19 protein-coding genes are annotated in these 24,423 nt (G+C 64.5%); 5 read left to right on the top strand and 14 right to left on the bottom strand.

Features of this window, described 5'->3' with window-relative positions; genetic code table 11:
* Positions 1-87 precede the first annotated feature (87 nt).
* Positions 88-2,523, top strand: a complete 2,436-nt coding sequence (locus GD429_RS05585) for a PEP-utilizing enzyme (protein WP_193727061.1) — start codon at positions 88-90, stop codon at positions 2,521-2,523.
* A gap of 22 nt (positions 2,524-2,545) precedes the next feature.
* Positions 2,546-2,698 (top strand): hypothetical protein, encoded by a 153-nt coding sequence (locus GD429_RS40300; RefSeq protein WP_193727066.1) that lies wholly within the window; start codon positions 2,546-2,548, stop codon positions 2,696-2,698.
* Positions 2,699-2,731: 33 nt separating this feature from the next.
* On the opposite strand, the gene GD429_RS05580 is transcribed toward GD429_RS40300, so the two are convergent.
* Positions 2,732-3,106, bottom strand: coding sequence for a sugar ABC transporter ATPase (locus GD429_RS05580; protein ID WP_152856042.1), 375 nt, complete (start codon positions 3,104-3,106; stop codon positions 2,732-2,734).
* A 348-nt stretch (positions 3,107-3,454) separates the two neighbouring features.
* Between GD429_RS05580 and GD429_RS05575 the strand changes: the two genes are divergently transcribed.
* Together GD429_RS05575 and GD429_RS05570 are read left to right on the top strand one after the other, a co-directional pair.
* Complete coding sequence (locus GD429_RS05575; protein ID WP_152856041.1) at positions 3,455-4,435, top strand: helix-turn-helix domain-containing GNAT family N-acetyltransferase; 981 nt, start codon at positions 3,455-3,457, stop codon at positions 4,433-4,435.
* A gap of 205 nt (positions 4,436-4,640) precedes the next feature.
* Entirely contained in the window at positions 4,641-5,330 is a 690-nt protein-coding gene (locus GD429_RS05570; protein ID WP_227791552.1) for a pentapeptide repeat-containing protein, read from the top strand.
* A gap of 99 nt (positions 5,331-5,429) precedes the next feature.
* Here GD429_RS05570 and GD429_RS05565 read toward each other — a convergent pair whose 3' ends face one another.
* The 12 genes from GD429_RS05565 to GD429_RS05510 all read right to left on the bottom strand — a co-directional run bounded on the left by GD429_RS05565 (position 5,430) and on the right by GD429_RS05510 (position 20,654).
* Positions 5,430-5,996: a DNA-binding protein gene (locus GD429_RS05565; RefSeq protein WP_152856040.1), complete on the bottom strand. Its 567-nt coding sequence runs from the start codon at positions 5,994-5,996 to the stop codon at positions 5,430-5,432.
* A 78-nt stretch (positions 5,997-6,074) separates the two neighbouring features.
* The gene (locus tag GD429_RS05560) at positions 6,075-7,322 is read right to left on the bottom strand and encodes an MFS transporter (protein ID WP_152856039.1); all 1,248 of its coding nucleotides are present in this window, start codon (positions 7,320-7,322) and stop codon (positions 6,075-6,077) included.
* 370 nt (positions 7,323-7,692) lie between these two features.
* A complete protein-coding gene (locus GD429_RS05555; protein WP_034182616.1) occupies positions 7,693-8,022 on the bottom strand; it encodes an H-NS family nucleoid-associated regulatory protein in 330 nt (109 codons plus the stop codon).
* A gap of 1,145 nt (positions 8,023-9,167) precedes the next feature.
* Positions 9,168-10,595: an aspartate ammonia-lyase gene (gene aspA, locus GD429_RS05550; RefSeq protein WP_152856038.1), complete on the bottom strand. Its 1,428-nt coding sequence runs from the start codon at positions 10,593-10,595 to the stop codon at positions 9,168-9,170.
* A gap of 11 nt (positions 10,596-10,606) precedes the next feature.
* Positions 10,607-11,716 carry an asparaginase gene (locus GD429_RS05545; RefSeq protein WP_152856037.1) on the bottom strand — a complete coding sequence of 370 codons (1,110 nt, stop codon included), beginning with the start codon at positions 11,714-11,716 and terminating at the stop codon, positions 10,607-10,609.
* 201 nt (positions 11,717-11,917) lie between these two features.
* Positions 11,918-13,399: an aspartate/glutamate racemase family protein gene (locus GD429_RS05540; RefSeq protein ID WP_152856036.1), complete on the bottom strand. Its 1,482-nt coding sequence runs from the start codon at positions 13,397-13,399 to the stop codon at positions 11,918-11,920.
* Entirely contained in the window at positions 13,396-14,685 is a 1,290-nt protein-coding gene (locus tag GD429_RS05535; RefSeq protein ID WP_152856159.1) for a dicarboxylate/amino acid:cation symporter, read from the bottom strand. The genes GD429_RS05540 and GD429_RS05535 overlap by 4 nt, the downstream gene beginning before the upstream one ends.
* 182 nt (positions 14,686-14,867) lie before the next feature.
* Positions 14,868-15,782: a LysR substrate-binding domain-containing protein gene (locus GD429_RS05530; protein ID WP_152856035.1), complete on the bottom strand. Its 915-nt coding sequence runs from the start codon at positions 15,780-15,782 to the stop codon at positions 14,868-14,870.
* 133 nt (positions 15,783-15,915) lie between these two features.
* Complete coding sequence (locus GD429_RS05525) at positions 15,916-16,860, bottom strand: D-alanyl-D-alanine carboxypeptidase family protein (RefSeq protein WP_227791551.1); 945 nt, start codon at positions 16,858-16,860, stop codon at positions 15,916-15,918.
* Between the two features lie 353 nt (positions 16,861-17,213).
* A complete protein-coding gene (locus GD429_RS05520; protein WP_152856033.1) occupies positions 17,214-18,563 on the bottom strand; it encodes a reverse transcriptase family protein in 1,350 nt (449 codons plus the stop codon).
* A 399-nt stretch (positions 18,564-18,962) separates the two neighbouring features.
* A complete protein-coding gene (locus tag GD429_RS05515; RefSeq protein WP_152856032.1) occupies positions 18,963-19,928 on the bottom strand; it encodes a dTDP-4-dehydrorhamnose reductase family protein in 966 nt (321 codons plus the stop codon).
* Between the two features lie 312 nt (positions 19,929-20,240).
* The gene (locus GD429_RS05510; RefSeq protein ID WP_152856031.1) at positions 20,241-20,654 is read right to left on the bottom strand and encodes a DoxX family protein; all 414 of its coding nucleotides are present in this window, start codon (positions 20,652-20,654) and stop codon (positions 20,241-20,243) included.
* A 1,078-nt stretch (positions 20,655-21,732) separates the two neighbouring features.
* Between GD429_RS05510 and fliD the strand changes: the two genes are divergently transcribed.
* Entirely contained in the window at positions 21,733-23,244 is a 1,512-nt protein-coding gene (fliD, locus tag GD429_RS05505) for a flagellar filament capping protein FliD (protein ID WP_152856030.1), read from the top strand.
* A gap of 194 nt (positions 23,245-23,438) precedes the next feature.
* On the opposite strand, the gene GD429_RS05500 is transcribed toward fliD, so the two are convergent.
* A complete protein-coding gene (locus GD429_RS05500; RefSeq protein ID WP_152856029.1) occupies positions 23,439-24,086 on the bottom strand; it encodes a hypothetical protein in 648 nt (215 codons plus the stop codon).
* Between the last annotated feature and the right edge of the window lie 337 nt (positions 24,087-24,423).

Here is a 24,423-nt window from a genome sequence, read left to right as displayed (position 1 = left end):
AATGCGAAAGAGACCCGTTGCATCCGCCGGCGTCGCCGCGTAATCGGGCGAGCGCAACCGCGACGATCGTCGACCGACGAAGCCACCATGAGCAAACCGATCCTGTACCTCCTCGCCGGCAACGGCAGCGCGGCCGACTGGTGGGACGATGCGCTGCCCCACTTCCACCGCTACCAACCCGTGCCGCTGGAACTGCCGGGTTTCGGCGACAATCCCGCGCCGCCGTGCGAAGACCTCGCCGCCTACGCGCAAGCGCTGCTGGACGCGACCGAACCGGGCCACGCGATCATGGCGGTCGGCGTGAATGCACTGCTGGTGCTGCACGCGTTGCAGCGGCGCCCCGGCCACTTCAGCCGCAGCGTGCTGCTCGCGCCCGTCGGTGCGTTCCTGTGGGAACGGCACCTGCCGAAACTGATGGCGCCGAAGCCGCTGCGCAAGACCATCCACTGGCTGCTCGCGCACTACCCGACGCTATTCGCACGCAAGTTCTCCAACCTCACCTGGACACCCGCGCAGTACCGCCGCATGGGCGCCGGTTATGCGCGCTGCCGCGCGTTCCTGCCGCATTGGGATCTCGTGCGCGCCGATACCGCGCTGCCGCTGCTCGAGTGGGTGGCCGATCGCATCGAACTCGTGTGGGGCGACCAGGACAACGTGCTCGGCGTGCGGCAGGCCGCCGCGTGGTCGGCGATCCTCGCGCGCGCCGACCTCACCGTCACGCTGCAGGCCGGCTGGGGACACTATCCGTGGATCGATGCGCCGGCGGCCTTCGCGCAGTGGCTCGAAGCAGGCGACACGGGCTTCGTCGCACATACGAAAGGCGGACGCCTGGCGCTGGCCGCGATGGCCGGGCTACCAGTGCCGCCCGCGCTGTCGCTCACCCGCGCCGACGACCCGCGCCTGCCCGGCTTTCTCGCGAGCCAGCCCGATGTCGAGTGGGCAATCCGCTCGTCGAGTCATGGCGAAGACCAGGCCGATGCAGCCAACGCCGGCCTGCACACGACGTTCCTGCGCGTGCCGGCGTCGCAGGCGGCCGCGCGCGTGGCCGAGTTGCTCGACGGCGGGCTCGAGGAAGCGGTCGTGCAGCGCTTCGTCACGCCCGTGCTGTCCGGCATTGCGTTCGTGCGTCATCTCGCGGTCGAAGTCGAATGGGTGCGGGGCCACCTCGAAACGCTCGCGGACGGGCAGGCGAGCCCGCAGCGCGCGATCCTGTCGCGGCTCGGCGAACCCTGGCAGAGCGGCACGTTCCCGACCGCGCACGGCTTGAGCGCGACGCAACTGTGGACCTTCCTGCAACGTGTGCTGCGCGCGTTCCACTACGTGCCGGGCGATGTCGAATGGGCATGGGACGGCACGCGGCTGTGGCTGCTGCAGTACCGGCCGATCAGCAGCTACGGCTGGCACCGGCACCTGACCTCCGCCAACATCGCCGAGATCCTGCCGCCGCAGCCGAGCCGGCTGGTCGAGTATGCGCAACGCCGCGCGGCCGGCAGCATCCCGGCCATCATGGCGCGCTGGGATGCACGCGTGCTGCGGGACAACGAACCGTTCACCGCGCTCTATGGCGGCGCGTCGTACATCAACAACGACCTGTTCCTGGCGCGCCTCGCCGACTGGGGCGTATCGGCCGGCAACTACAGCGGCGAGATCGGCGGCGCGACGCCGCCGCTGCGCTGGCGACCGCTGCGCCTGCTGCGATCGCTGCCGGTGTTCTGGCGCATGCTGCGCGTCGCGCGCACCCACCTGCCGACGCTCGAGCACGGCTTGCGTCGCTTCGACCGGGAACTCGCGACGCTCGTCGAGCAGCGCGCCGACGGCCGGCAACTGGCCGACTGGTTCACGCGCTTCTACGTGTTCGTCGTGCAGGGCAACCTGTGCATCGCGGCATCGCTCGCCAGCAGCGGCGGCGCGCTGTGGGGGCGCCCGCCGACCGTGTACGGCCGGCTCGACGACAGCCCGCACCGCTTGCCGTGGGAAACCGATCCGGGCACCGCGCGGCCGGCGCCCACCGACCTGCCGCTGCAGGCATTTCCCGACTGGCCGCTGCCGGTTCGCGTGCTCCACGCGCTCGGCGCGCCCGGCATGCGCGGCTGGTATCTGCAGGTGCGCGAGTGGTATCGCGACAACCTGATGCGCGTGTTCTTCCGCCTGCATCATGCGATGCCGGCCGCCGATCGCGACGCGTGGTTCGCGCCTCATCCCGAGCGCCGCGAACGCAACGGCAGCTTCTGGCAGGACGGCAGCGAAGGCACCGACGAGGCCACCGGCTTCATGATCTATCCCGGCGACACGCAGGGCGTGCTCGGCCACGACATCCTGCTGGAAGACACGCTCGACCCGGGCCGGCACGCGCAGTACCAGGCCGCGCGCGCCGTGATCGCGCGCATGGGCGGCCGGCTGTCGCACGGCGCAACGCTGCTGCGCGAGCTGCGCAAGCCGTCGGCCGTGCTGCCGCGCGTCGATGCGGCATGGGTCGGGCGCCAAGTGCGGCTCAGCGACGGCCGGCTGACGCTGGTCGAATAAGTGCGACGCACCGCCTGCCGGCGTGTTGGAGGGGCCGGCGCCGGATGCACTGGAACAGGTCATCGCGGGCATGGAAGCGCTGTCGCGCAACAGGTTGCGCTACCCGTTCGCGCAGTACGGCATCCAGCAGCACGTGCACGCGGGAATGGAAGTCAGCGATCCGAAGACGACGTGACGCGTCGTGGTTGGCGGCAGCCGGAATCGACGCTCAGCGCTGCGGCGTGCGGACTTTCCCGTCGACCTTCAATATGCGCCTGTCGTGCGCGGCCTCGTATTCGACCGTCTGCGCGGGCGTGACGGCGCCGTACGACCGGCCGTTCACATAAACGGTGCCGTCCCGCAGTTCGATCCTGTCGCCGTCGACCGTCGCGCTGGCCCGTTCGCCCTGCAGCACCGCACCCGAGCAACCGACGGTCGAAAAGCTGCGGACCGAGGTGCCCGGCATCGGGCCGTTGCCGCCCTGGTCCGCCGCATGCGCCGCGCTGCAGGGCGGCGCATCCATGCTGCCGGCAGCGCGGAGCGTTCCCGCGCTGATGGCGCATCCGGCAAGCAACGCAAGCGTCATCGGCAACAGCTTGTTCATGGTGATCTCCGTGGTCCGTGGACCTGGATCGACAACGATGCATCACGTCCGGCCGAAGGCCCGCGATCGAGCAATCGGCCCGATGATCGGTCGACACCCCTGCCCGCAGGTCGGTCGACTGCGTCAAGTATGCATCCGCGTCACGACACTCCGCCATCCGCGCCAATGTCGCTCACGGCCCCAAACTGCCGACTCGTTCTGGCCCCTCGATCGACTTCAGCGCCGGGCCACCCGAAGGCGACTAAAGGGGCCGCCGCCTGGGGCCGCCGCTTCGTCGAAAATCCGCCTTGATCAAGTTGCGACCCGCAACTATTATCGATTGCGACGCGCAACCTTTTCGGGCAGACCATGGATCTCATCGACGCTCCCGCCAAGCCTCGCGAAGCGACCATCCTCGAGCTTCGCGACTTCTCCCGCAAACTGGTTCGCGAGCTCGGCTTCATGCGCGCCACGCTGGCCGACAGCGATTGGGCGCCTTCGGCCGTTCACGCGATCCTCGAGATCGGGATGGCGCCCGGCATCAACGCCCGGGATCTCGGCAACATCCTGCGCCTGGACAAATCGAACACGAGCCGGCAACTCGCGCGGCTCGAAGCCGCCGGTATCGTGGAGCGCCGCGTGTCGAGCGAGGATGCGCGCGCGACCGAGCTGACCCTCACCGCCGAAGGGAAAAAGCTCAGGAAAAGAATCGACCAGTTCGCAACGGACCAGGTGTCGAATGCGCTACGCCGCATGATTCCGGCCGACCAGCAGGCGCTGCTGCGTTCGCTCGCGCTGTATGCCGATGCGCTCGCGCAAGACAACGCCGCCAAGTCGCCCGCCGCGGCGCCCGATGCGCCGCAGATTCGCGAAGGCTACCAACCGGGCTGCATCGGCGACATCGCGAGCCTGCACGCGCGTTTCTATTCGGAGCACTGGGGATTCGGCGCCTTTTTCGAAAAGCGCGTGGCGACCGAGCTTGCCGAGTTCGCGGGCGCGCTGCCGGCCGACGGCAAGGCGCTTTGGCTGTGCCAGGAAGACGGGCGGACGCTCGCGTCGCTCGCGATCGACGGCAACCCGGCGACCGGCGTCGCGCATCTGCGCTGGTTCATCGTGAACGATGCGTTGCGCGGGTCGGGCATCGGGCGCCAGTTGATGACGCAAGCCATGCGCTTCGTCGATGAGCGGCGGTTTCGCGAAACCTACCTGTGGACGTTCAAGGGTCTCGATTCGGCGCGCCACCTGTACGAGTCGTTCGGCTTTACGCTGACCAGCGAGTCCGCGGGCACGTATTGGGGAACCGAGGTGGTCGAGCAACGTTTCAGTCGGCCAGGGCCATCGGACTGCTGATATTCACCCGGGATCGACAGCCTGTTGGTCGACGACGTCGCCCGGCGCGCCGACATGTCGCGGCGCATGCTGTCCCGGTATGTCGGCGCGAAGAATGAACCGATCCAGAATGTGCACGAACACGCGGTGAGCGATACCGAACGCGCGATGCCGCGAAATCCGGATAATGTTTGCCCGAACGTTTCACATGACAATGGATCGCCTGATGACCCGCGAAGTCTCCATCACCGGCCGCACGCTGGATCGCGCCGAATTGCTGCTCCTCGTCGAAGGCTCGCCGACGCCTCTCCATCTGGAGGACTGCGACCTCGAAGGTGCGGACCTGTCACGCCTGGATTTGCGAGGCGCGCGATTCGAACGATGCGCGCTCGCGGAAGCATCGTTCGTCGGCGCGACGCTCGCGCAGACATCGTGGGTCCGGTGCCGGGGCCGCCAGGCCAGCTTTGCATCGTCGGATCTCGAGGACGCCGTGTTCCAATCGTGCGATCTCAACAATACGAGCTGGCGACGCAGCAAGCTCGGCTCGGCCCGCTTCAACGAATGCCGGCTGACCGGCGCCGATTTCGAGGAATGCAAGTCGCTCGGCCTCGAATTCGAGAACACGTTGCTGGTCGGCGCGAGCCTGCGGCGCTTTTCATTCCGGAAGACCCGCCTCGTGGCACTCGATTTCTCGGACGCCGATCTCGCCGGTGCGGACTTTCGCGACGCCGTTTTCGAAGGCGGCAGCCTGCGCAATGCGCATCTGAACGATGTGCGGTTCGACGGTGCCGACCTGCGCGATGTGGATCTCAGTGGCACGCCCAAACTGCTCGCGTCCGGCGTCCTTCGCGGCGCGACCGTCTCCTATGACCAGGCGGCGATGCTGATCGAGAATCTCGGGATTCGGGTCGCGTAAAGGTCGCGCAGGGTCGCAGCAGACACGTTCGCGCCCGGTTCGTCGCCGCGCGACGGCGCAGGTCGCAAGCCGTCGAAGCCGATCGCGCGACCTAGCGACCTATCGCAGCGCCTGCACCACCTGCGCCTGCTCCGGCGCAAACACGTCTTCCACGAACCGGATCACGTCGTCGAGCGACGACGTGCATGCGGCGCCGCCAGCGAGCTCCCGAAACGCGCCGTCCGGCCCGAAGCAGACGAGCGGCTTGCCCCAGCGCCGCGCGAGCGAAATCTCCTCGGCCGTGCCGTGCCCGCCCGGCAGCGCGACGATCAGGTCGCTGCTCAGCACGTTCACGTAGTTGCGGTTGATCGTCTGCGGATCGGCGCCCGGCTCGCGGCGCGGCAGCGGCGTGAGGATCGGGATGTCGACGAACGGATGCGGATAACCGTCGAGCGGCACGAAACCCGCGATCGGATCGGCCTGCGTCGGCAGGATGCCGATCGATCGGCCGGCCCGGCCCGGCACGCCGGCGAACGCACGCGCGACCGCCAGCATCACGCCCTGCCCGCCGCCCGTCAGCAGGTTGAAGCCGGCCTGAGCGAGCCACGCACCGAGCGGTTCCGAGAACGCGAGCCAAGGTTCCTTGCCCGAGCCCATCACGCCGATCGTCCTGTTCTTTGCTTGCATCGTGGTTTCCGGTGAAATCTTTCCAGTACGCGCGATCGCATCGCGTTCCGACCGCAAGCGAGCCCACGCCCGCCGCGCTCATTCGAGCTCGACGCCCTTGAGTTCGGGAATCAGGAACAGCGTCGCGACCATGTCGAGCACATACAGGCCGGCGAGCATCGCGATCGCCGTCTGGAACGAGTAGTGCGCGGCCAGTGCGCCGACCGCGACCGGCCCGAAGCCGCCGACCGCGCGGCCGATATTCCACAGCACGTTCTGCGCGGTCGCGCGTGCGGCCGTCGGATAGCCTTCGGACATCAGCGTCCCGTAGCCGCCGACCATCCCGTTGACGAACATCCCCATCAGCGCGCCGGCCCACAGCATCGCCGTCGGGTCCGACAGCCGCGCGTACGCGATGACCGTCGCGACCGAGCCGAGCTGGTACAGCAGGAACGTCGGCTTGCGCCCGATCCGGTCGGCCAGTTGCCCGAACACCCAGACGCCGATCATCATCCCGACGACGGTTGCCGCCGTCCACAGCCCGGACTTCGTCAGCGAGAAGCCCATCTGCTTCGACAGGAAGGTCGGCAGCCAGATCATGATCCCGTAGTAACCGAAGTTCTGGACCGAACACAGGATCACGATGCCGAGACTCGTGCGCGCGGTGCGGCCGTCGGCGACGAGCATGCGGAACGCGTTGGACTTCGGCCGAGCCGCGCGCTGCACGAACGCTTCCGGCTCGTGCAGCTTGTTGCGCATGACCCACGCGAGCAGCGCGGGCAGCACGCCGACCACGAACATGCCGCGCCAGCCGATGTGGAGCAGCAGGAACGGCGTCAGCAGCGCGGCCAGCAGCACGCCGGCCTGCCAGCCGAGCGCGACGTAGCACGACACGCGTGCGCGCTTGCTCGCCGGCCATGCTTCGGCCGCGAGCGCCATGCCGATCCCGAACTCGCCGCCCAGCCCGATGCCCGCGATGGTGCGGTAGACGAGCAGATCCCAGAAGCCGCGCGCGAACGCGCACAGGCCGGTAAAGACCGCGAACAGCAGGATCGTCCAGGTCAGCACGCGCACGCGCCCGTAGCGGTCGCTCAGTGCGCCGAACACGATGCCGCCCGCGACGGCGCCGATCAGCGTCCACGTGACCAGCGCGCCGCCCTGCCCGGGCGTCAGTTGCAGCGCCGCCGTGATCGCGGGCAGCATGAAACCGAGGATCAGCAGGTCGAAGCCGTCCATCGCATAGCCGATCGCCGACCCGGCCAGCGCTTTCCACGCGTACGGGCCGACCTGCTCCGCGCGCGGGGCCGACGAGCCGCCGAGCGCCGGGGATTTGATGTTTGCTGCCATGGTGTCCTGCCACGAAAGTCCGGCGACATTCTAAGGCCTGTGCCCGCGTCTAAGGCCTGTGCCCGCGCGCGACGGGCTGGCGAACGCGCCGGTGCGCGGCGGTGCGGGCGCGCGTCGCCACCCGCCCTCGTCCGTCATGCGCGCATGGTCGGCGACGATTCAGGATGCGCCGCGCGCCCGCTTTCCGGGACGGAGAGCGGGAATCGGCGGGCAATGAACGGGAAAGCGGCGATCCGGTGTCGGCGGCGAGGCCGGCGATGTCGCGATCAGGCCGGACACCGAACGAAAGACATTGTGCTGGCCGGATGATGCCGGCCGGCCCGCGTGCGCGAACCGGACGGCGCCGGGCGGCCATGTGGCGCGGCGGGCTTCAGCCCTGATCGTCCCCGGGCCACCAGGTCTTGGCCTCGCGGTCGACGACGAGCGTGTCGAGATCCTTGCCTTCGAGCCATTTCGGCCGCGGGCCGCGGCCCGACCACGAGCGGCCGGTCGTCGGATCGTAGTACTTGGCGGGCGCCTTGCGTTTTCGCTGGACGATATAGCCGAGCGCGCTCAGCACTTCCTGCTGCGTAATTCCCAAAAGCTCGACTTGTTCCTTGAACGCCGCGAGCGCGGCCTGCTTCTCCTTCTGCTTCGCGTCCGACAGCTTGATGTTCAGGTCCCGAAGTTGTGCTTCGAGTTCCTGCAGAGCCTGGGTCATGTATTCATCCTCTTTGGGCATGTTTTTGCAAAAAGCTACGATGGGCGAACCTACCACGAAGTTCCGCCGATCGGTGCTGTCAAATATGCGAATCGGTTTGCCGGAGCCGGCATGGTTTGCGCAACGCGCACCAACCGACGTCGCGCGTCAAAAACAGACCGTGCCGGGCCGGCAACGCGCGGCACGCCGCCTGCGAATGCACGTCGAACGGCTGCGGCAAGTCATGCGCCGCGCCATGGCACTGGCGCGGCATGGCGCGAATGATAGCAGTGCGCGGCTTCGCGTTGCAGGTGTTACAGGCTGGCGCCTGAACGATGCGACGTTTGCCGGCCGAAGCCAGTGCCCGCCCGGGCCGCTTACCGGCCGACGTCGTGGGCGTCCCACCCGGTCCGGTCGAACAGCGCGGGCCGCATGTCCGACGCGTCCGGCAATATGCGCGCGGAAATCCGGATGGGCGTCGCGGTTCTGCGACGTTGTGCCGATAAGCAAAACGAGTCCTGAAAATAAGGCATAACGTGTCCGTCAGTCCAGGTCTGTCGACGGTATGTCCTTGATACGAAAAACACGATCTGGCCAAGCGACACGAAATGAAGCACAAGACGACAAAAATAATATTTTCTTTAAAATCAACCGTCTATGTGATCATCCTCCAGCAAATCTGCTGGCTCACATACGAGTTAAGCAAAGTTTGCGAGATTCCGGTGCCTCGAAGCCGGTAAATCGGGGCAAAGATGATCCCGGGCACCCGGCTTCGCCTACGAACTCCCCCATACAATTACCTCACTCCCAACACGCACGGATATGCGTCCCGGCTGCCTGGGCAGAACTTCGATGCTTTCCACGTTCTGCCCGAGCTTAAAACCAGCCACAAGACTGCCTCGCATTTCAAGAGGTGCCGTGTGTCTCGAGATTCAAGAGGCTGCTCCACTGGGCGCGTGCGAATGCCAGCCATCGTGGCCCGGTACGGGGGTGAGCACCCAGCCATTGCGGGTCGGGTCGCATGGGGTCTACGGACTGTAGCGCCCCCTGACGGGGGCCGCGCCTGGCTCATATGGCGGGCGCGTTTCGGAAGGCAGCGGTCACTGCCGTCCGATCCCGTCATCGCTTCCCGGCTCGACACCAGGCGCCTCATACGGCCAGATCGCTTACCGCGTCGGCGGGATATGAAACAGCGTGGGCTGCGTGAGTATCTCTGGCTTGAGGATCTCGTAGAGTTGCTGCCGGGACAACAGCCCCCGCGCGAGCACGATGTCATAGACTCGGCCGCCCGAGGCATGTGCCTCCATCGCGACGGATGTCGCGTTGGCATAGCCGATGTACGGGTTAAGCGCCGTCACGATGCCGATCGAGTTCTCGACCGACGCGCGCAAGTGCTCCGCGTTGGCCGTGATTCCTTTGACACACCGCTCGGCGAGTGTCAGGCAGCCATTGCGCAAGTGGGTCACACTCTTGAACAGGCTGTGCGCAATGATCGGCTCGAAAGCATTCAACTGGAGCTGTCCTGCCTCGGCCGCGAAACTCACGGTGACATCATTGCCGATGACCTCGAACGCAATCTGGTTCATTACCTCAGGGATAACCGGGTTGACCTTTCCCGGCATGATGCTCGAGCCGGCCTGCATGGGCGGGAGGTTGATCTCTCCAAGACCCGCGCGTGGGCCGCTGGAGAGCAGGCGCAAGTCGTTGCAGGTTTTCGAGAGCTTCACTGCCACGCGCTTGAGCACGCCGGACAACTGGACGAAAGCGCCACAGTCCTGCGTCGCTTCGACGAGGTCAGGCGCCGTGACAAGCGGAATACCCGTAATTTCCCGGAGATGCTTCAGGACGAGCGGTGCGTAATCGGGGTGCGCGGTAATGCCCGTTCCGATCGCCGTCGCGCCCATGTTGATTTCGCAGATCAGCAGTGCCGCCTCTCGAAGTCGTTCTTCATCCTCTCCGAGCATCACGGCATAGGTGCCGAACTCCTGACCGAGCGTCATCGGCACCGCATCCTGCAATTGCGTACGCCCCATTTTCAGAACGTCCTTGAACTCCAGTGCCTTGGCTTCAAAGGCGTGCCGCAAAATCTCCATCGCCTCGATAAGACTCAGGATGCCGAACCAGGTCGCGACTTTCAGCGCCGACGGGTACACGTCGTTGGTGCTCTGGCCGATGTTGACCTGCTCGTTCGGATGCAAATACTGGTATTCGCCCTTCTTCCTCCCAAACAGTTCGAGTGCGCGATTCGCGATGACCTCGTTGGCGTTCATGTTGGTCGAGGTCCCGGCGCCCCCCTGGATCACGTCGACCACGAACTGATCGTGCAGCTTGCCTCCCAGCAATTCGGCGCAGGCACCGACGATCGCGTCACACCGGGCCGTGTCGAGCAGACCCAGCTCATGATTCGCCAGTGCGGCGGCCTGCTTGATGCACGCCAGCGCCTTGATCAACTCCGGGTAGACAGAGATCGGTGAACCGGTTATCGGAAAATTTTCCAGCGCACGTAGCGTGTGAACGCCGTAGTAGGCGTCAGAGGGAACTTCACGATCTCCCAGCAGATCATGTTCGGTTCTAAACGAATTTTCGGTAGCCATGGACATGCTCCTCAAGCGGAAACGGCGTTGATCGGGTTTGAAGACACCCTCGAACCTCGAGGAGGACAAAATATGACGCGATCGCAATGCCGATCTTTCGTGATTCGAGTCGATTCAGGCACCGGGCATGGCGGCTTACGTGAAATCGCCACGCCGATCCCCTTTTTCGCTGCCCGGTCGAGGGCATCCAGCGCTTCCCTGGACGCCTCTCCGTCGCCCTCGCCCGCCAGTACGATGCCCTTCGCGCCATCGGCAATGGCATGGTCAATCTGCAATCCGTCCATGTTGCTATGCGCATAGACGATATCTACGCGCGGCAGGCGACCATTCGCCGGCAGGCCAAAAGCATCGCGTGTCGATGCAAGCGCCGGCGCAACAAAACGAATGCTCGCCGGATCGACATAGCCAATCACACCCGCGTTCGGCGAAGCAAACGTCTGCACGGCAGTCGTGTTGGTTTTCGTAATCCAGCGCGGCGCGTGAATCTGGTCGTTCATCACCACCATCACACCTCTACCTCGGGATTTCGCACTTGCCGCCACTTCCACCGCTTCGTAAAGATTGTTGGGGCCATCCGCGCTCGTCGATCCGCCCGGCCGCATCGACCCTACGAGTACCACCGGCTTGTCCGAGCGCACGACGTTCTGCAGAAAGAATGCCGTTTCTTCCATCGTGTCCGTGCCGTGGGTGATCACGATGCCATCTGCTTCGTTTCGATCGAAGGCTTCCCGGATCCGGTGCGCAAGCCGGAACCAGATCTCGTCGCTCATGTCCTGCGACCCGACATTGGATATCTGCTCGGACTTGATGCTTGCGAGTTTTTCAATGCCCGGAACCGCCCGAACCAGTTCCTGGCCCTTGACGTTTCCCGAGTTGTAGCCAATGGCCGAACGCGGGTCGGCTGTGCCGGCAATCGTGCCACCGGTTGCGAGGACGAGGATCCGCGACGGTCCGGCTGCCGAATTTTCCGCCGCAACGGCCGTCGCGTTATCCGATGCTGTGTCCGCAGCCCACACGCTGGCGCCATTCAATGAACAGGCGCATGCGAAAAGCGCGGCGGCAACCGTTTTGCGCGACCTGCGCAGACAGGTGGCTTGCCGGAGGGTGGTCTTGATGTTCATATCCAGTCTTCTGAAGGATTTCAACAGCACAAAGAACGACATCGCCTGCCAACGTCATTACGAAGTACTACTTTTATAAACGGTCCACGTTCCATTCGATATGTTCGGCGAAGGTCGATCGACCCACGTGGCTGCCCGATATGACCGCCGAACATCCCTACGTTTGTCGTGTATGGCGCTTTGTCAGCGAGACCGACCGGGTCAGCCTGCTGATCGGGTAACCGGCCGCTCCGCTGCCGCGGTCGCCAGGGCGACGCATTGCCGTGCAAGAACATCGGTCGGATCGACAAGACTGACGCGTGTGCCTGTCCTTCCCACGAAACTACCCTGCGGCAATAAAAGCGGCAGTTCGGTACATCCCAGTACGATGACTTCGACACCTTCCGCAATGAGCCCGTCAATGGCAGCGGAGATATCGTCGAGGCAACGTCCGGTGGTAAATCCCGCTTTCACCCCTGCCGGGCCGTAGATCGCTTCCATCACCCGGGCCTGCAATTCCGCTCCAGGCACGATTTGCCGCAACCCTTCCGATTCCAGCGCTTTCTCGTAGACGCCGCTTGCGATCGTCCCCGAGGTTGCCAGCACGCCAACGCAGGAGATCAGCGGAAACATCTCCCGGAGATGGCGGACCGTTACGGTCAGCATATTGACGATCGGGATGCCCAGATACGGTTGAATACGTTCGACAAATGCATGGGCGGTATTACACGGAATGGCGATGATGTCCGCGTCGCCCGACTCGAGCTTCTTGCAGGTCGCGTAAAGCGAAATGGTCGGGTCGGGACCGTCACCGATCAGGTTTTCCGTACGGTCGGGAATCTGCGGATTCTGTTCGATCAGAAGCCTGATATGGTCCTGGTCGCGATTGGCCGGCGTATTGCGTACGATCTTCTGCATGAAGTCCACCGTCGCCGCGGGCCCGACGCCACCGACTACGCCCACTTTGAAGATGGATTCGGGCAAACCGTAATTGCCCGCTATCACGTACTGCGCATACGCAAGATTCGAATCGATCAACGGCACGCGAAACGGGCCCATTTCCTCTGCCACGAGCGCAATTTCCGTCAGGCCTGGCACGATGATATTTGCGCCTTGCTCGACGAGGTCCTCGCACGCGTCGCGCAGCAGCGCGACAGGCCGGCCGCACAGGTTGCCGCTCTTGATGCCGTCGGCGCCGTAGACAGCTTCGGTGACGAGATCGATACCGTCGCGTGGGCGGGGGTAAACAACCTCGAATTCCGGTGCCGCGAAGTACTTTTCAAAGAGCCCTTTTCGACGGGAGTAGTCCGAGGTCAACACGCCGATTCGCCGGGCAGACGGAAACTTCCTTCGAACATGGCTGCGAACGGCTTCCACCATATCGACGATCTGCAACGGCGAGTTGGCCTTCAGCTCGTCGATGAACGTATGACTGATGAAGCACGGGAGTACCACGGTCGTCACGCCCCGCTTCTCGAAGCCGCGGATCATGTCGAAAATGTAGAGCTTCCGTTGAGTCGTCGCTTCGCCGCCACTGGCCGCCCCTCGAAAGGGATGCTGCTCGAAAATGACGTCGACGTGTTCCGCATCGCTCGATGCAGGCGTCGATTTGACGAGCTTGAAAAAGACATCCGCGCTGGCCAGTGGACCCAGGCCGCCCACCACGCCGAATTTTCTCCCGCTCAGCATGTTTGCGCCGATCATTTCGTTTCGCCCTGCAATTGGGCCAAGGCAACGCTGTTCTCTCCATCGTCCTGCTTGGCGAGCCGCTTCAACTCCCACTTGGCAATGACGGCCGTCGAGATACTGTTACCGATCACGTTCGTAGCGGTTCGCCCCATATCGAGAATCTGATCGATGGCGAGAATCAGCACCACGCCGGACGGCGGCAGATGAAACATCGGTGCAACTGCGGCGACCACCACCACGGAACCTCTTGCGACACCGGCCATGCCCTTGCTGCTCAACATCAGGACGAGCAACATCATGATTTGCGTTCCGACCGGCATGTCGATGCCGAATGCCTGCGCAATGAAAATCGCTGCAAACGCCTGGTACATCATCGATCCGTCGAGATTGAACGCGTAGCCGAGCGGCAACGTAAAACCAACGACCTTCTTGTCGATACCGAACGCTTCGAGCTTCTCGGTCAGACGCGGATAAGCGGCCTCGCTGCTCGCGGTCGAAAAGGCGAGCATCGCGGGTTCACGGACAGCTCTCAGCAACGTCCAGATCGATTTTCCCAGGAAGACATAACCGACGACGATGAGGGCAATCCAAAGCAGGACCAGGCCGAGGTAGAAGCTGCCGACGAGCTTGCCGTACGTGGTCAGCACATCCAGGCCGTTCACCGTGATCGCGGATGCCAGGGCGCCGAATACACCGACGGGTGCGAGCCGCATCACATAGTCGGTCAGCTTCAGCATTGCAGGGACGAGCGCATCGATGCCGGCGATCAACGGCGTGACCCGCGGGTCCTTTTTGATCGCACTCAGAACGACGCCAAACAGCACGGAGAAGACGAGGATTTGCAGGATGTCATTTCGCGCCATCGCATCGATGATGCTGGAAGGAAACGCATGCGTGACGAAGTCCTTGAAGTTCAGACCCGCGGTGTTGAGACCGGTTGCCACATCGGCACTGGTCTGCGTCATATGCAGCCCCGCGCCGGGCTGAAGCGCATTCGCAAGGACGAGGCCAAGCGCGAGCGAGAAAAGCGACGCGCACACGAACCATCCCACCGACCTGAACCCGATTCTGCGCACGTCGCTCGTCCCTTCCATGCCGGCGAGCCCGGATACCAGCGTGGCGAAGACGAGCGGCGCGATGATCATCTTCACAAGGCGCAGGAAGATGTCCGTGATGATCGAGAAGTACCCTGCGATTGCCTTGGCTTCTGCAGCACCGGCGACGCTCCGATGGCACACGTAACCGACGACGACGCCGAGCACCATGCCAGCCAGAATATAGACAGTTAAGCGATTTTTCATTTCCATCAGTCCGAGGAATGCGCACAAAGGTCCGACGTGACCGCGGTACGCTGGCGGGAGGCAAAAACGTCGTTAGCGGGGCGACGTTTCTGTGTATGGGACGGATGATAGAGATGATCGAAAAAGGCTCGATGCGGGTCCTGCATGGGGATATGCGAACCTCACATAACGCGGGATAACCCCTAATCGGCAGCCGACGACGCGGCACGAAGATGGCGCCAGAGCGCGTCCAGAAACTCATTGCGATTCGACGCATCGCGGTAGACGCGAAGTTCGATTTCGAGGTTCCATGCGTCCCGGCCCGCCGGAACCAGTTCGCTCGCGCCGAGCTCGTCGACGATCGAGCTTTTCGGCAGCCACGCGACGCCTTCGCCTTCCAGGACCAGTTTCTTGACGACCTCCGCCATGTCGGACTCGTAATGCAGCCGCAAGGCCGGGCTCGTGTCGACTCGACTCAAAAGGAGTGCGAGGCAGCGGCCGAAATAGCTGGTTTCCGTATACGAAATCAACGGCAATGCATCGGTCGCCGTTCCAGGCAACCGGAACGCAGGCCCGCCACGCGGATTTGGCCGGCAGACAGGCATCAGTAAATCGACGCCCACGGCGAGATGCTCGTACCGGGTCGGGTCGAGATGGAGGGGAAGCTCCGGGTGATGATAGGCAAACATCAGATCACAGTTGCCGTTCACGAGCATCAGGATCGAGTCGTGCACATTGGTGGGTATCACCCGGGCACGTACCTCCCCGAAACGCGCAGTGAGCGCTTTCAACCAGCCGGGCAAGAAACCCAGCGCGATCGTATGACCCGCCGCAATCCGCAGGCCTTTGCCCGCCATGCGCTGGTCGTTGCGAATGATGGCTCGCGTATCGAACAGCTTTCCCAGTATGTCTACCGCTGCCTCCCGAAACAGTTGTCCGGCAGGCGTCAGGGTTGGAGGGAAGCTGCTGCGGTCGATGAGATCCGCGCCAACCCACTGCTCGAGCGACTGAATGCGCCTGCTGAACCCCGACTGGGTGACGTTCCGAAATTGCGCCGCCCGCGAGAAGCTCTGATACTGCGAGAGGGCAATGAAGTCCTCAATCCACTTGATTTCCATTTCTGGTCCTGTAACAAGGCGGCATCTTCTGCGAGATCGATCGATTCTACGCCCGGCCCCTTTCCCGATAACGTCGCGGGAAGCGGATGTCATCGGGCCGTGCAAGACCGGTGCGCTCCAGCTATCAATGCGTTCAGGCTCCGTTCAACTTTGCGACGCCCGGCTGAAAGGTGCGGGTGACGACGTGCGGGCCGCTGCCGTCTTGGACTGGATAGTCCCGGTAGTCTGAATACGCGTGGTTCAACAGGCTGGCGGCGCCCGTTATCCGCGCACCGGCCGTTGGCGCACCCAGGAGCACAGCAAAGACTCGCCTGGTCATAAGGGGTGACGTCTGCTTTCTTTTCGCGGTTGCGACGATGCAGTAGCCTGCCGCCTCGGTATGACCCGTCTTCATGCCGTCGACCGACGGGTCCTTTCCAAGCAGCCAGTTTCTGTTTCGCTTCTCGAACTTGCCGAATGCGAAACGCTGCTCCGACGAGAATGCGTAGTACTCCGGGAAGTCCTTGGTGAGGCGCAAGGCCAACGTGGAAAGGTCACGAGCGGTCGAGTAATTTCCCGGCGTGGTAACGCCCGACGGCGTCGAGTAGTGGGTATGTTTCATTCCTAGCTGCCGTGCGGTTTCGTTCATGAGTTGCTCGAATCCAGCTAGCGAGCCTCCGACGCGCTCGGCCAGGACAAGTGCGGCATCGTTGGCAGAGGCGGCAATCAGACCGCGGACGAGCGCTTTGACCGGCACCCGTTGCCCCGGTACCAGGTACATTCTGGCCTCGTCGTTTCCGACTTCACCGATATCCGCGGCGCCCACCTGCACTTTCTCGTCCCAGCTCACGGTTCCGCGCTTCAACGCGCCGAGTACGATGTACGCTGTCATGAGTTTGGTGAGCGATGCCGGCTGACGCTCGGCGTCCGCGTTATGCTCCACCAGCATCTGAGCGGATTCGCCGTCGACTACCATCCATGACGCGGCCTGGACGTCAGACGGTGGCTGCGCGGCCGCACTTCCGGCTGTCACGCATGAAGCGATTGCCGCCGTGACGAGAAGGCATCGAAAAAGAGAATTGGAAAACCGGAACGTCAAGTTTGAAACCTGCGTGAAGACATTGTTGGTCTTGCAAACGACGTTTTCCGCGGCAACTACGCGGCAAGTCGCGGTGCATGGACCGGGCCGCTCATCTTAGACGCGCGAAGAGCATGGCTCCATGCCACTTTCGCATGACGTCATGCTGAATCAGCAAACTCAAGACTTTGGATCACTAAGCGATAGCGGTCGAACTGTCGGCGATCGACGAGCCCAGACACCTTCGACAAGATGGCCGACAAGGCGTGATGTGGCCCATCGAGCAACAAGACATGACCTGTCCGGGTGCCTGCTTCAGGCTTGACGGAACGACGTGTCGTTTGCCGGCCGAAGCCGATCCATGCCCGGGCGCCTTACCGGCCGACGCCGTCCGCATCCCACCCGATCCGGTCGAACAGCGCGCGCAGCTTCGCGCCGCGTGCCGCGTTCAGCGCGGCCGCATGCGCGACGCGGCCGGCGAGATGCGCGCGGAAATCCGGATGCGCGTCGCGGTTCTGCGACGCCGGTCCGCTCCGGATGCAGTTGGTCAGGATGGCCTTCAGGAGATCGAACTCATCGCGCGCCAGATTCGGATGTCGATTGACGACCACGCCGGCCAGCTGCTGCCGCGTGCCGCGCCGCATCACGCGGGTCTTGCGCAGGTGCAGCGCGAAGCCCTCCTCGAGCGCGATTGCGGCGACCCGGACCTGCAGCCGCTCGACTTCGCGTGCGAGCGCGCCGCCGCCCGAAAACGCGAGATCGTCGGCATAGCGCGTATAGGTCGCATCGAGCGAACGCGCGAGCGCGGCGAGCCGCATGTCGAACCGGAATGCGCCCAGGTTCGCCAGCGCCGGCGACGTCGGCGCGCCCTGCGGCAGGTGCCGGTTGCGGTAGCGCTGCCGGGCGATCCAGTCGAGCCGCTCGCGCAGGTCCGGCGCGAGCAGCCGCGCCGACGGCACGCGGTTGGTGCACAGCCCGGTGAGCGAGCGCGCGACTTCGGCCGGATACCCGAGCGTGACGAACAGCGCATGGACCCGTGCGGCGCGCACCGACACGAAGAAATCCGCGAGATCGAAGCGGACGACGACGTCGCGATCCGCGTGCGGCGCCGCAAACGACACGATCCCGCGCCCCTTGCGAAAACCGTGTACCGCGCCGTGCGGCGCAATGCGATCGAGCAGCCCGTGCAGGATGCGGCGCTGCGCTTCGCGCAGCCGCCCCTTCGGGATCTCGACCACGCGGCACCCGCCGCTGCGCTTGTCGACCGCAACGTACGTGTAGTGATGCAGCGGCGTCGTGCCGCCGCGTGCGTCGACGCGCCAGTGGTCGGACAGCCAGTCGAGCTCCGGCACGCTCACGTCGAGCCAGCCGGCGAGATCGCCGGGCGTCGCCCATTGCGGCACGTCGCAGCCGGCGAGCGGCGCCGGCAACGGCCGCTGGACCGGCGGCCGCCGCACGACGCGGATCACGGCCGGCCGATCGTCGCCGTACCACGCGCGCACGAATCCGGGCGCATCGGCCAGGTCCGCCGCCAGCGCACCGATGTCGGCATCGGCCCAATTCGCGCCGAAGCGCGCAAGCGCGGCATCCGCGGCTTCGTGCGTCCACGGCGGCGCAGCGCCGAGCACGGCCGTCATCCGGGCGATGACGCCAGCGCGTTCGGGCGATCCGGCCAGCATCGCCTCGGCAATCGTGCGAACGGTATCGAACAAGGATGCGTACATGGAAATCGATGGGCGGGACGATGAGCCAACGTGACTGGTGCTGCGAGAGCCGCCGTTGCGCAACGCGCAACGTCCGCTCTTGCGACGCATCGGGGTATCGAGCTCATCCACGGGGTAGCCCCGTAGTCCTGGAACATCGGCTGCCTGTTCCCGGCGTGTGCTTGACCCACCGGCCCGCGTCGGGACTTTAAAGGCCGGGAATGCAGGATGTCAAACCGGGCGGCCGGCCGGCGCCGCCGCAGCGCGCGCGAGCTCGACGAAATCTTCGAGCCATTTCAGTTGCATGGCTTGGCTCCTGGGCGCGCGGCGAGATGCTGCGCGGTGTTTGCGATTCGCACTTGCGGCGAATTGGCAGGCCAGCGTCGGGCGTGCGCCGCAGGCCGCGAGTGGCGCCCGCTCCTACAGCGCCTGCGGCGCGTCGCGCAGCACGGTGCGCAACGCGGTATCGAACGGCGTCGCGTAATCGATCCCGAGTTCGCGCACGCGCGACGCGTCCAGATGGCAATCGTACGGGCGCGGCGTCGCGTCGGTCGGTTTGTCGATCGGTGCGAGCGATGCGTCGATGCCGAGCGCGGTCGCGATCCGCCGCGCGATGTCGTACTTCGTCATCGGCTCCTCGCCCGACCAATGCCGGATGCCGGCAATGGACGCGCCCGCGAGATGACGCAGCGTCAGCTCGCGGATGACTTGCGCGACGTCCGGCGTGTAGGTCGGATAGCGGATCGCCCATGCGTCCATGCCGACCGCGTCGGCACCCGGGCGCGCGGAAGCGACGATCGCGGGGACGAGGCTCGTGACGGCCGATTCGCTCCAGTCGGCGATCGGGCCGTAAAGCAATGGCAGGCGCAGCACGCACGACAACGGCGATGCGGCGAGGAGCGCAGCTTCGCCTTCCAGCTTCGTGCGGCCGTAGATGTTCAGCGGGTTCGGCGTGGCGTCTTCACGGTACGGGGCCGCCTTCCCGTCGAATACGTAGTCGGTGGAGATGCCCAGCGTCCATGCGCCATATCGCGCGGCGAGCGCGCCGATGCGGGCCGGGGCGGTGACGTTGATGGCGCGCGCGGCGGCCGGGTCGCGTTCGCACACGTCGGGGCGGCGTTCGGCCGCGCAGAGGATGACGGCGGCCGGTTTGCGGGTTTCGAACAGGTGTTCGAGGGACGGCTGGTCGAGCACGTCGAGTCGGGCGACGTTTTCCGGCGGCAGCGCGAGAAGTTTTGCGCCTGCGCTTTGCGGGTTCCGGATGGTCGCGAGCAGCGTCAGCGACGATTCGCGGGCCAGCGACGCGGCAACCGCGCGGCCGAGCAGGCCGGAGGCGCCGATGAGGAGGACGGTCGGGAGTTCGGTCGACGGGGTTGGGCTTGGCATGGGCGGCGATTCGGGTGACGTGGGGAGGCGCGGGGTCGCGTTCGGCGTTCGAGACCTGGTCGTTCGGAGGATAGCGGAAAAGGTGCGCGACCGATCACCCGCAAGCGACGATCGAGCCGTACGACGCGGGTGCGCTGCCCACCGTGCTTCGGCACGACGCCGGCTCCGCAGGCGAAGTCGACACACCGTGTGGCCGCCGCCCCGCGTGCGCAATCTCCTGAACCGTCTCACCCCATCCATCGCCGAAAATACAAAGCCCGGCACACTTCCGCGCACCGGGCCCGTCACACCGCACCGAAACTTCGCGATGCCTTACTTCCGGTCGAACGAATACCGCCCCGGCCCGGTCAGCGCGAGCAACAGCAGCCCGCCGATGATGCTCACGTTCTTGTAGAAGTTGATCATCGCCATGTACTGGTCCATGCCCTGCAGCGCCCAGTAGCGATGGCCGATCAGCGCGGTCGCGAGCGTATAGGCGGCGAACACCAGCGCAAGCGGACGCGTATAGAAGCCGATCGCGATCAGCGCGCCGCCGGCCAGCTCGACCCCCACCGCGATCGCGGCGGCCAACTCGGGCGCCGGGTTCCCCGTCGACGCCATGTACGCGACCGTGCCCGAGAAGCCGTTCAGCTTCTGCCAGCCGAACAGCACGAACAGGATCATCATCAGCACGCGAGCCGCCAGCAGCAGCTCGTCCTTCTTCGACTCCAGCGAAATGTAACGCATAGCAATCACCCTTGAATTGACGGTTTGATGCATCCGCTGCCGATGCACGCCGCATCGGCGCACCAGTCCGGCACCGGACCACTCCTCGCACGATCGGACAGCGGGCCGGCCGGCCCGCCGCCTAAGAATCCGTCCGGTTGCGCCGTTCCTGGCGCGCTCCGGATCGGTTCTGGCGAAGCACGGGATGAAGTCTACTGTCTCCCCATGAATCATCAATCCTTCACAAAGCGATTCGTCGTCCCCATTTAGTTGACAATTGGACGCCACAAGGCCGTTACACAGCGGCTGACGGGGGCAGCGCAAGCGATTCCCGGCCCGCGCAAATCAATTCGTTCCCGTGTTTCCGGATCAGAAAAACTACCGGGCTTCTTCGGGTCACCTTATCCAATCTACATTGTTTTCGCCAATTGACACATACCGGTCACAACAACGCGTCTCGACAGTTATATAGCGGCACGTTCGACGCACGACTCAAACGCTGTCGCCTCATCCCTGAAATTCGACCACCTTTTCAATATGAGAACGATCTTCTTTCGAGCAGCGACACATGGCCCGGAAATGCGGATTGGCAAACGAAAACGTTTCACGTGCTTGCGGCCTGATGTCGTGTATGGCAAGACATCGTCTGCCTGACAAGGCTCATGGCTCGACACCGACCACGAAGAACACCCGCCCCACTCAGCTGCTTCGCCGGATGTTTAGCGACACGAGCGAAAAATTCCTCATCAAACATTCATGCTTTCAGCAAGTTTTAAATGTCTGCAAAAATAACTGAATAAATACAAATAAAATCATGTGTCTATGCCGAAAGATTGCTGACTCCAGTCACACATTCTCCCACCCCTCCCCTGTCTACAATTTTCTCAATAAACATTACAAAAAATTACCAATTAATACCGGTTTAAATATACGATGGCGCACCGATTCGCTCTTACGTTTCCCCGACACCTGCCGTGAATCCCGGCATGCGTCGCGCGGGAGGCAGCATGCAGGCGAATCGCGACGAGGCCGCCCGGATCACCGCAAGCGGACTCGACAGCCGTTCGTCGCAGGATCGCCTTTCAACCGGAGCCCACCCATGCCAACGAACACGCCCGTGAGCAGCGGCGCGAACGCGAACAGCCTGATGCAGCAGGCGGCGCAATCGATCATCAACGGCTCGACCGGCAATCCGACGATGGATGTCGGCACGCTGGTCAAGACGCTGGTGAACGCGAAGACGGCCGGCCGTGCCGCGACGCTTGCCGCGTCGCAAGCGACCGGCAGCACGCGGATTTCCGCATTCGGCGCACTGTCGTCGGCGCTGGGCGCGCTCCAGGCGGGCCTGACATCGCTGACGAACGGCGGGCTGCAGTCGACGTTCAACGCCGTCGCGAACGGCAAGGGCCTGACCGCGACGGCGGGTGCGGGCGCGGTCGCCGGCACCTACACGATCGGCGTCACGCAGATCGCGACCGCGCAGGCGCTGTCGTCGGCGGGGTTCAACGGGACCAAGGCACTCGGCACCGGCACGCTGACGCTGTCGCTCGGCAGCCAGTCGTTCAAGGTCGAGGTCGGCAGCACGAACAACACGCTGTCGGGCGTCGCGGCCGCGATCAACGCGGCGTCGAACAACCCGGGGATCAGCGCGACGGTCATCAACGGCACCGACGGCGCGCACCTCGTGCTCGCATCGTCGAAGACGGGCGCGGCGAACGCGATCAGCGTCGCGGTCGGCAACGTGGCCAACGACAACGGGCTGTCGAGCCTCGGCGTCACGTCGACGGCCGACACGGCCGGCGGCGCGTCGAAGATCGAATCGGCGAACAGCGCGGCCGCGTGGCGGCAAAGCGCCGTCGCACAGGATGCGAAGTTCACGATCAACGGGATCGCGTCGACCAGCGCGAGCAACGCGGTGTCGGGCGTGCTGACGGGCATCACGCTGAACCTGTCGGCGGCTGCGGTCAGCACGACCGATACGCAGACGCTGACGGTCAGCACCGACACGAAATCCCAAGCGGCGACGATCACGAATTTCGTGAACCTGTACAACACGGTCGTCAAGACGATGGGCGCGCTGACGAGCTACACGCAAGGCGCGAACTCGCAGGGCGCGCTGATCGGCGATTCGACGCTGAACGCGATCCGCAACTCGCTCGCGTCGATCGTCGCGCGCGGCGTCGACAGCGGCGGCACCGAGAAGGGCAACGGGCACGCGAACCTGCTGTCGATCGGCATCAAGCTCGAGAAGGACGGCACGCTGAGCGTCGACAGCGCGAAGCTCGGCGACACGCTTTCCGCCAACCCGACGGCGGTCGCGCGCCTGTTCAACCCGACGAGCGGGATCGGCACGCGCGTGGCCGAGCAGATCACGCACTTCACGAAGAAGGACGGAATGATCGACGTGCGCACGAACGCGCTGAACGCCGATCTGAAGCGCATCACGCAGCAGCAGTCGGATCTGTCCAACTACGCCGAGCAATTGACCAGGCAATACCAGGCGCAGTTCACGGCGCTCAATACGCTGATGGCCAAGATGAACTCGAACACGCAGTACCTGACGCGGCTGTTCGGCGGCGCAAACAGCAGCGGCACGCTCGCGAAAAGGTGAGTGGCCGCGCCTCGCGGTGACCGCTTCGGCGGTTCTCGCGCAATGGTTCGAGTGGTTCGAACCGCGGCGCACGGCGTACCGCCTGAAGACATTGCTCATGCCCGGCGACGCGCTAGTGTTCGCAGGTGCGCTTCCCCAATTCGCGCAATCGCGACAGGCAGCCTGCACGCGGCTCGCCTGAAATGCGCGTGCCGTCAGCCGAGCCCCTCGACGCGATCGGCGAACAAATCGATCGCGCGCGACACCTGACGCCCGAAATAACCCGGCCGCTCGCGTTCGTACGCGCGCAGCAACGTCGTGCATTCGCGCTCGGCCCAGCGCCAGACCGGGCCCTGCTTCGCGAATACCGGATGATCGTGCAACTCGGCCGGCACCGCGTGCTCGTCGTCCCAGCCCCAGAAATACGGCTGGTATGCGCGGGTGAACGGCATCCCCAGATTGTTCGCGACGGTTTCATCGTGGCGCATCGTGAAGTCGACGATCTCCTTGCGCACGCGGCCGCCGACATCGTCGTGGCGCGCTTCGATCCAGCAGTGATACCGCGCGAGGTGCGACAGATGCCGCGCGGTGCGGCGCCGCTCGCGCGTCGTGCACAGCGCGTACAGGTTGCCGCCGCCGAAATCCATCACTTCGCCGCCCGCGAACGGCCGGTAAGTCTTGCCGGTCAGCAGCGTCAGCACCTGCGCGCCGACGATCGCGTAGTCGGCGCACCGCATGTAGCCGCCGCGCGTCGTCGCTTCCGATACGCTCCGGTGCACGACCTCGTCGATCACGGCGTGCAGCATGGCATCTACCGGCGCCGCCAGGATCGGTGGCTGGCTAGTCGTCGTCACTGGTTGCATCGGAGGCGAATACGGATTCAACGGGTCATCGGTAAAAAATGCTCCGAGGCATAATATTACGAATCGTTACAAGAACCGATAGACGGATTGAGCAGATTTGTATGCTTTTGTCGTGCGGTGCGGGAGCGTGCCGGACAGGCCGGCGGACGCCGTGGAAGCAGTACGCAGCGCGGTAGTCGGACGCGCGTCGGCGCCGCGCTCACGGATCACGGGCGGTTCGATTTTGTGATGCGGTGGACGAAAGCCGAACGGTACGTCGGCCTCGTGTCTGCGGTGTGCCGCCGTTCGTCACAACGGGCATTGCGCCCGGCCCGGCCGGCTACCGTGGTGGAGTGAT

The organism is Burkholderia sp. BE17, assembly GCF_009362305.1.
Taxonomy (GTDB): Bacteria; Pseudomonadota; Gammaproteobacteria; order Burkholderiales; family Burkholderiaceae; genus Burkholderia; species Burkholderia pyrrocinia_C.
This window is presented reverse-complemented; position numbering and strand designations above follow the sequence as displayed.

What these genes read in the sequence shown, in the direction of transcription:
- GD429_RS05555 (WP_034182616.1), bottom strand. Translation starts at nt 8,022, where the DNA reads ATGACCCAGGCTCTGCAGGAACTCGAAGCACAACTTCGGGACCTGAAC.
- GD429_RS05580 (WP_152856042.1), bottom strand. Translation starts at nt 3,106, where the DNA reads ATGAACAAGCTGTTGCCGATGACGCTTGCGTTGCTTGCCGGATGCGCC.
- fliD (WP_152856030.1), top strand. Translation starts at nt 21,733, where the DNA reads ATGCCAACGAACACGCCCGTGAGCAGCGGCGCGAACGCGAACAGCCTG.
- GD429_RS05540 (WP_152856036.1), bottom strand. Translation starts at nt 13,399, where the DNA reads ATGATCGGCGCAAACATGCTGAGCGGGAGAAAATTCGGCGTGGTGGGC.
- GD429_RS05570 (WP_227791552.1), top strand. Translation starts at nt 4,641, where the DNA reads ATGACCCGCGAAGTCTCCATCACCGGCCGCACGCTGGATCGCGCCGAA.
- aspA (WP_152856038.1), bottom strand. Translation starts at nt 10,595, where the DNA reads ATGGCTACCGAAAATTCGTTTAGAACCGAACATGATCTGCTGGGAGAT.
- GD429_RS05515 (WP_152856032.1), bottom strand. Translation starts at nt 19,928, where the DNA reads ATGCCAAGCCCAACCCCGTCGACCGAACTCCCGACCGTCCTCCTCATC.
- GD429_RS05565 (WP_152856040.1), bottom strand. Translation starts at nt 5,996, where the DNA reads ATGCAAGCAAAGAACAGGACGATCGGCGTGATGGGCTCGGGCAAGGAA.
- GD429_RS05500 (WP_152856029.1), bottom strand. Translation starts at nt 24,086, where the DNA reads ATGCAACCAGTGACGACGACTAGCCAGCCACCGATCCTGGCGGCGCCG.
- GD429_RS05530 (WP_152856035.1), bottom strand. Translation starts at nt 15,782, where the DNA reads ATGGAAATCAAGTGGATTGAGGACTTCATTGCCCTCTCGCAGTATCAG.
- GD429_RS05575 (WP_152856041.1), top strand. Translation starts at nt 3,455, where the DNA reads ATGGATCTCATCGACGCTCCCGCCAAGCCTCGCGAAGCGACCATCCTC.
- GD429_RS05520 (WP_152856033.1), bottom strand. Translation starts at nt 18,563, where the DNA reads ATGTACGCATCCTTGTTCGATACCGTTCGCACGATTGCCGAGGCGATG.
- GD429_RS05545 (WP_152856037.1), bottom strand. Translation starts at nt 11,716, where the DNA reads ATGAACATCAAGACCACCCTCCGGCAAGCCACCTGTCTGCGCAGGTCG.
- GD429_RS05585 (WP_193727061.1), top strand. Translation starts at nt 88, where the DNA reads ATGAGCAAACCGATCCTGTACCTCCTCGCCGGCAACGGCAGCGCGGCC.
- GD429_RS05535 (WP_152856159.1), bottom strand. Translation starts at nt 14,685, where the DNA reads ATGAAAAATCGCTTAACTGTCTATATTCTGGCTGGCATGGTGCTCGGC.
- GD429_RS05510 (WP_152856031.1), bottom strand. Translation starts at nt 20,654, where the DNA reads ATGCGTTACATTTCGCTGGAGTCGAAGAAGGACGAGCTGCTGCTGGCG.
- GD429_RS05560 (WP_152856039.1), bottom strand. Translation starts at nt 7,322, where the DNA reads ATGGCAGCAAACATCAAATCCCCGGCGCTCGGCGGCTCGTCGGCCCCG.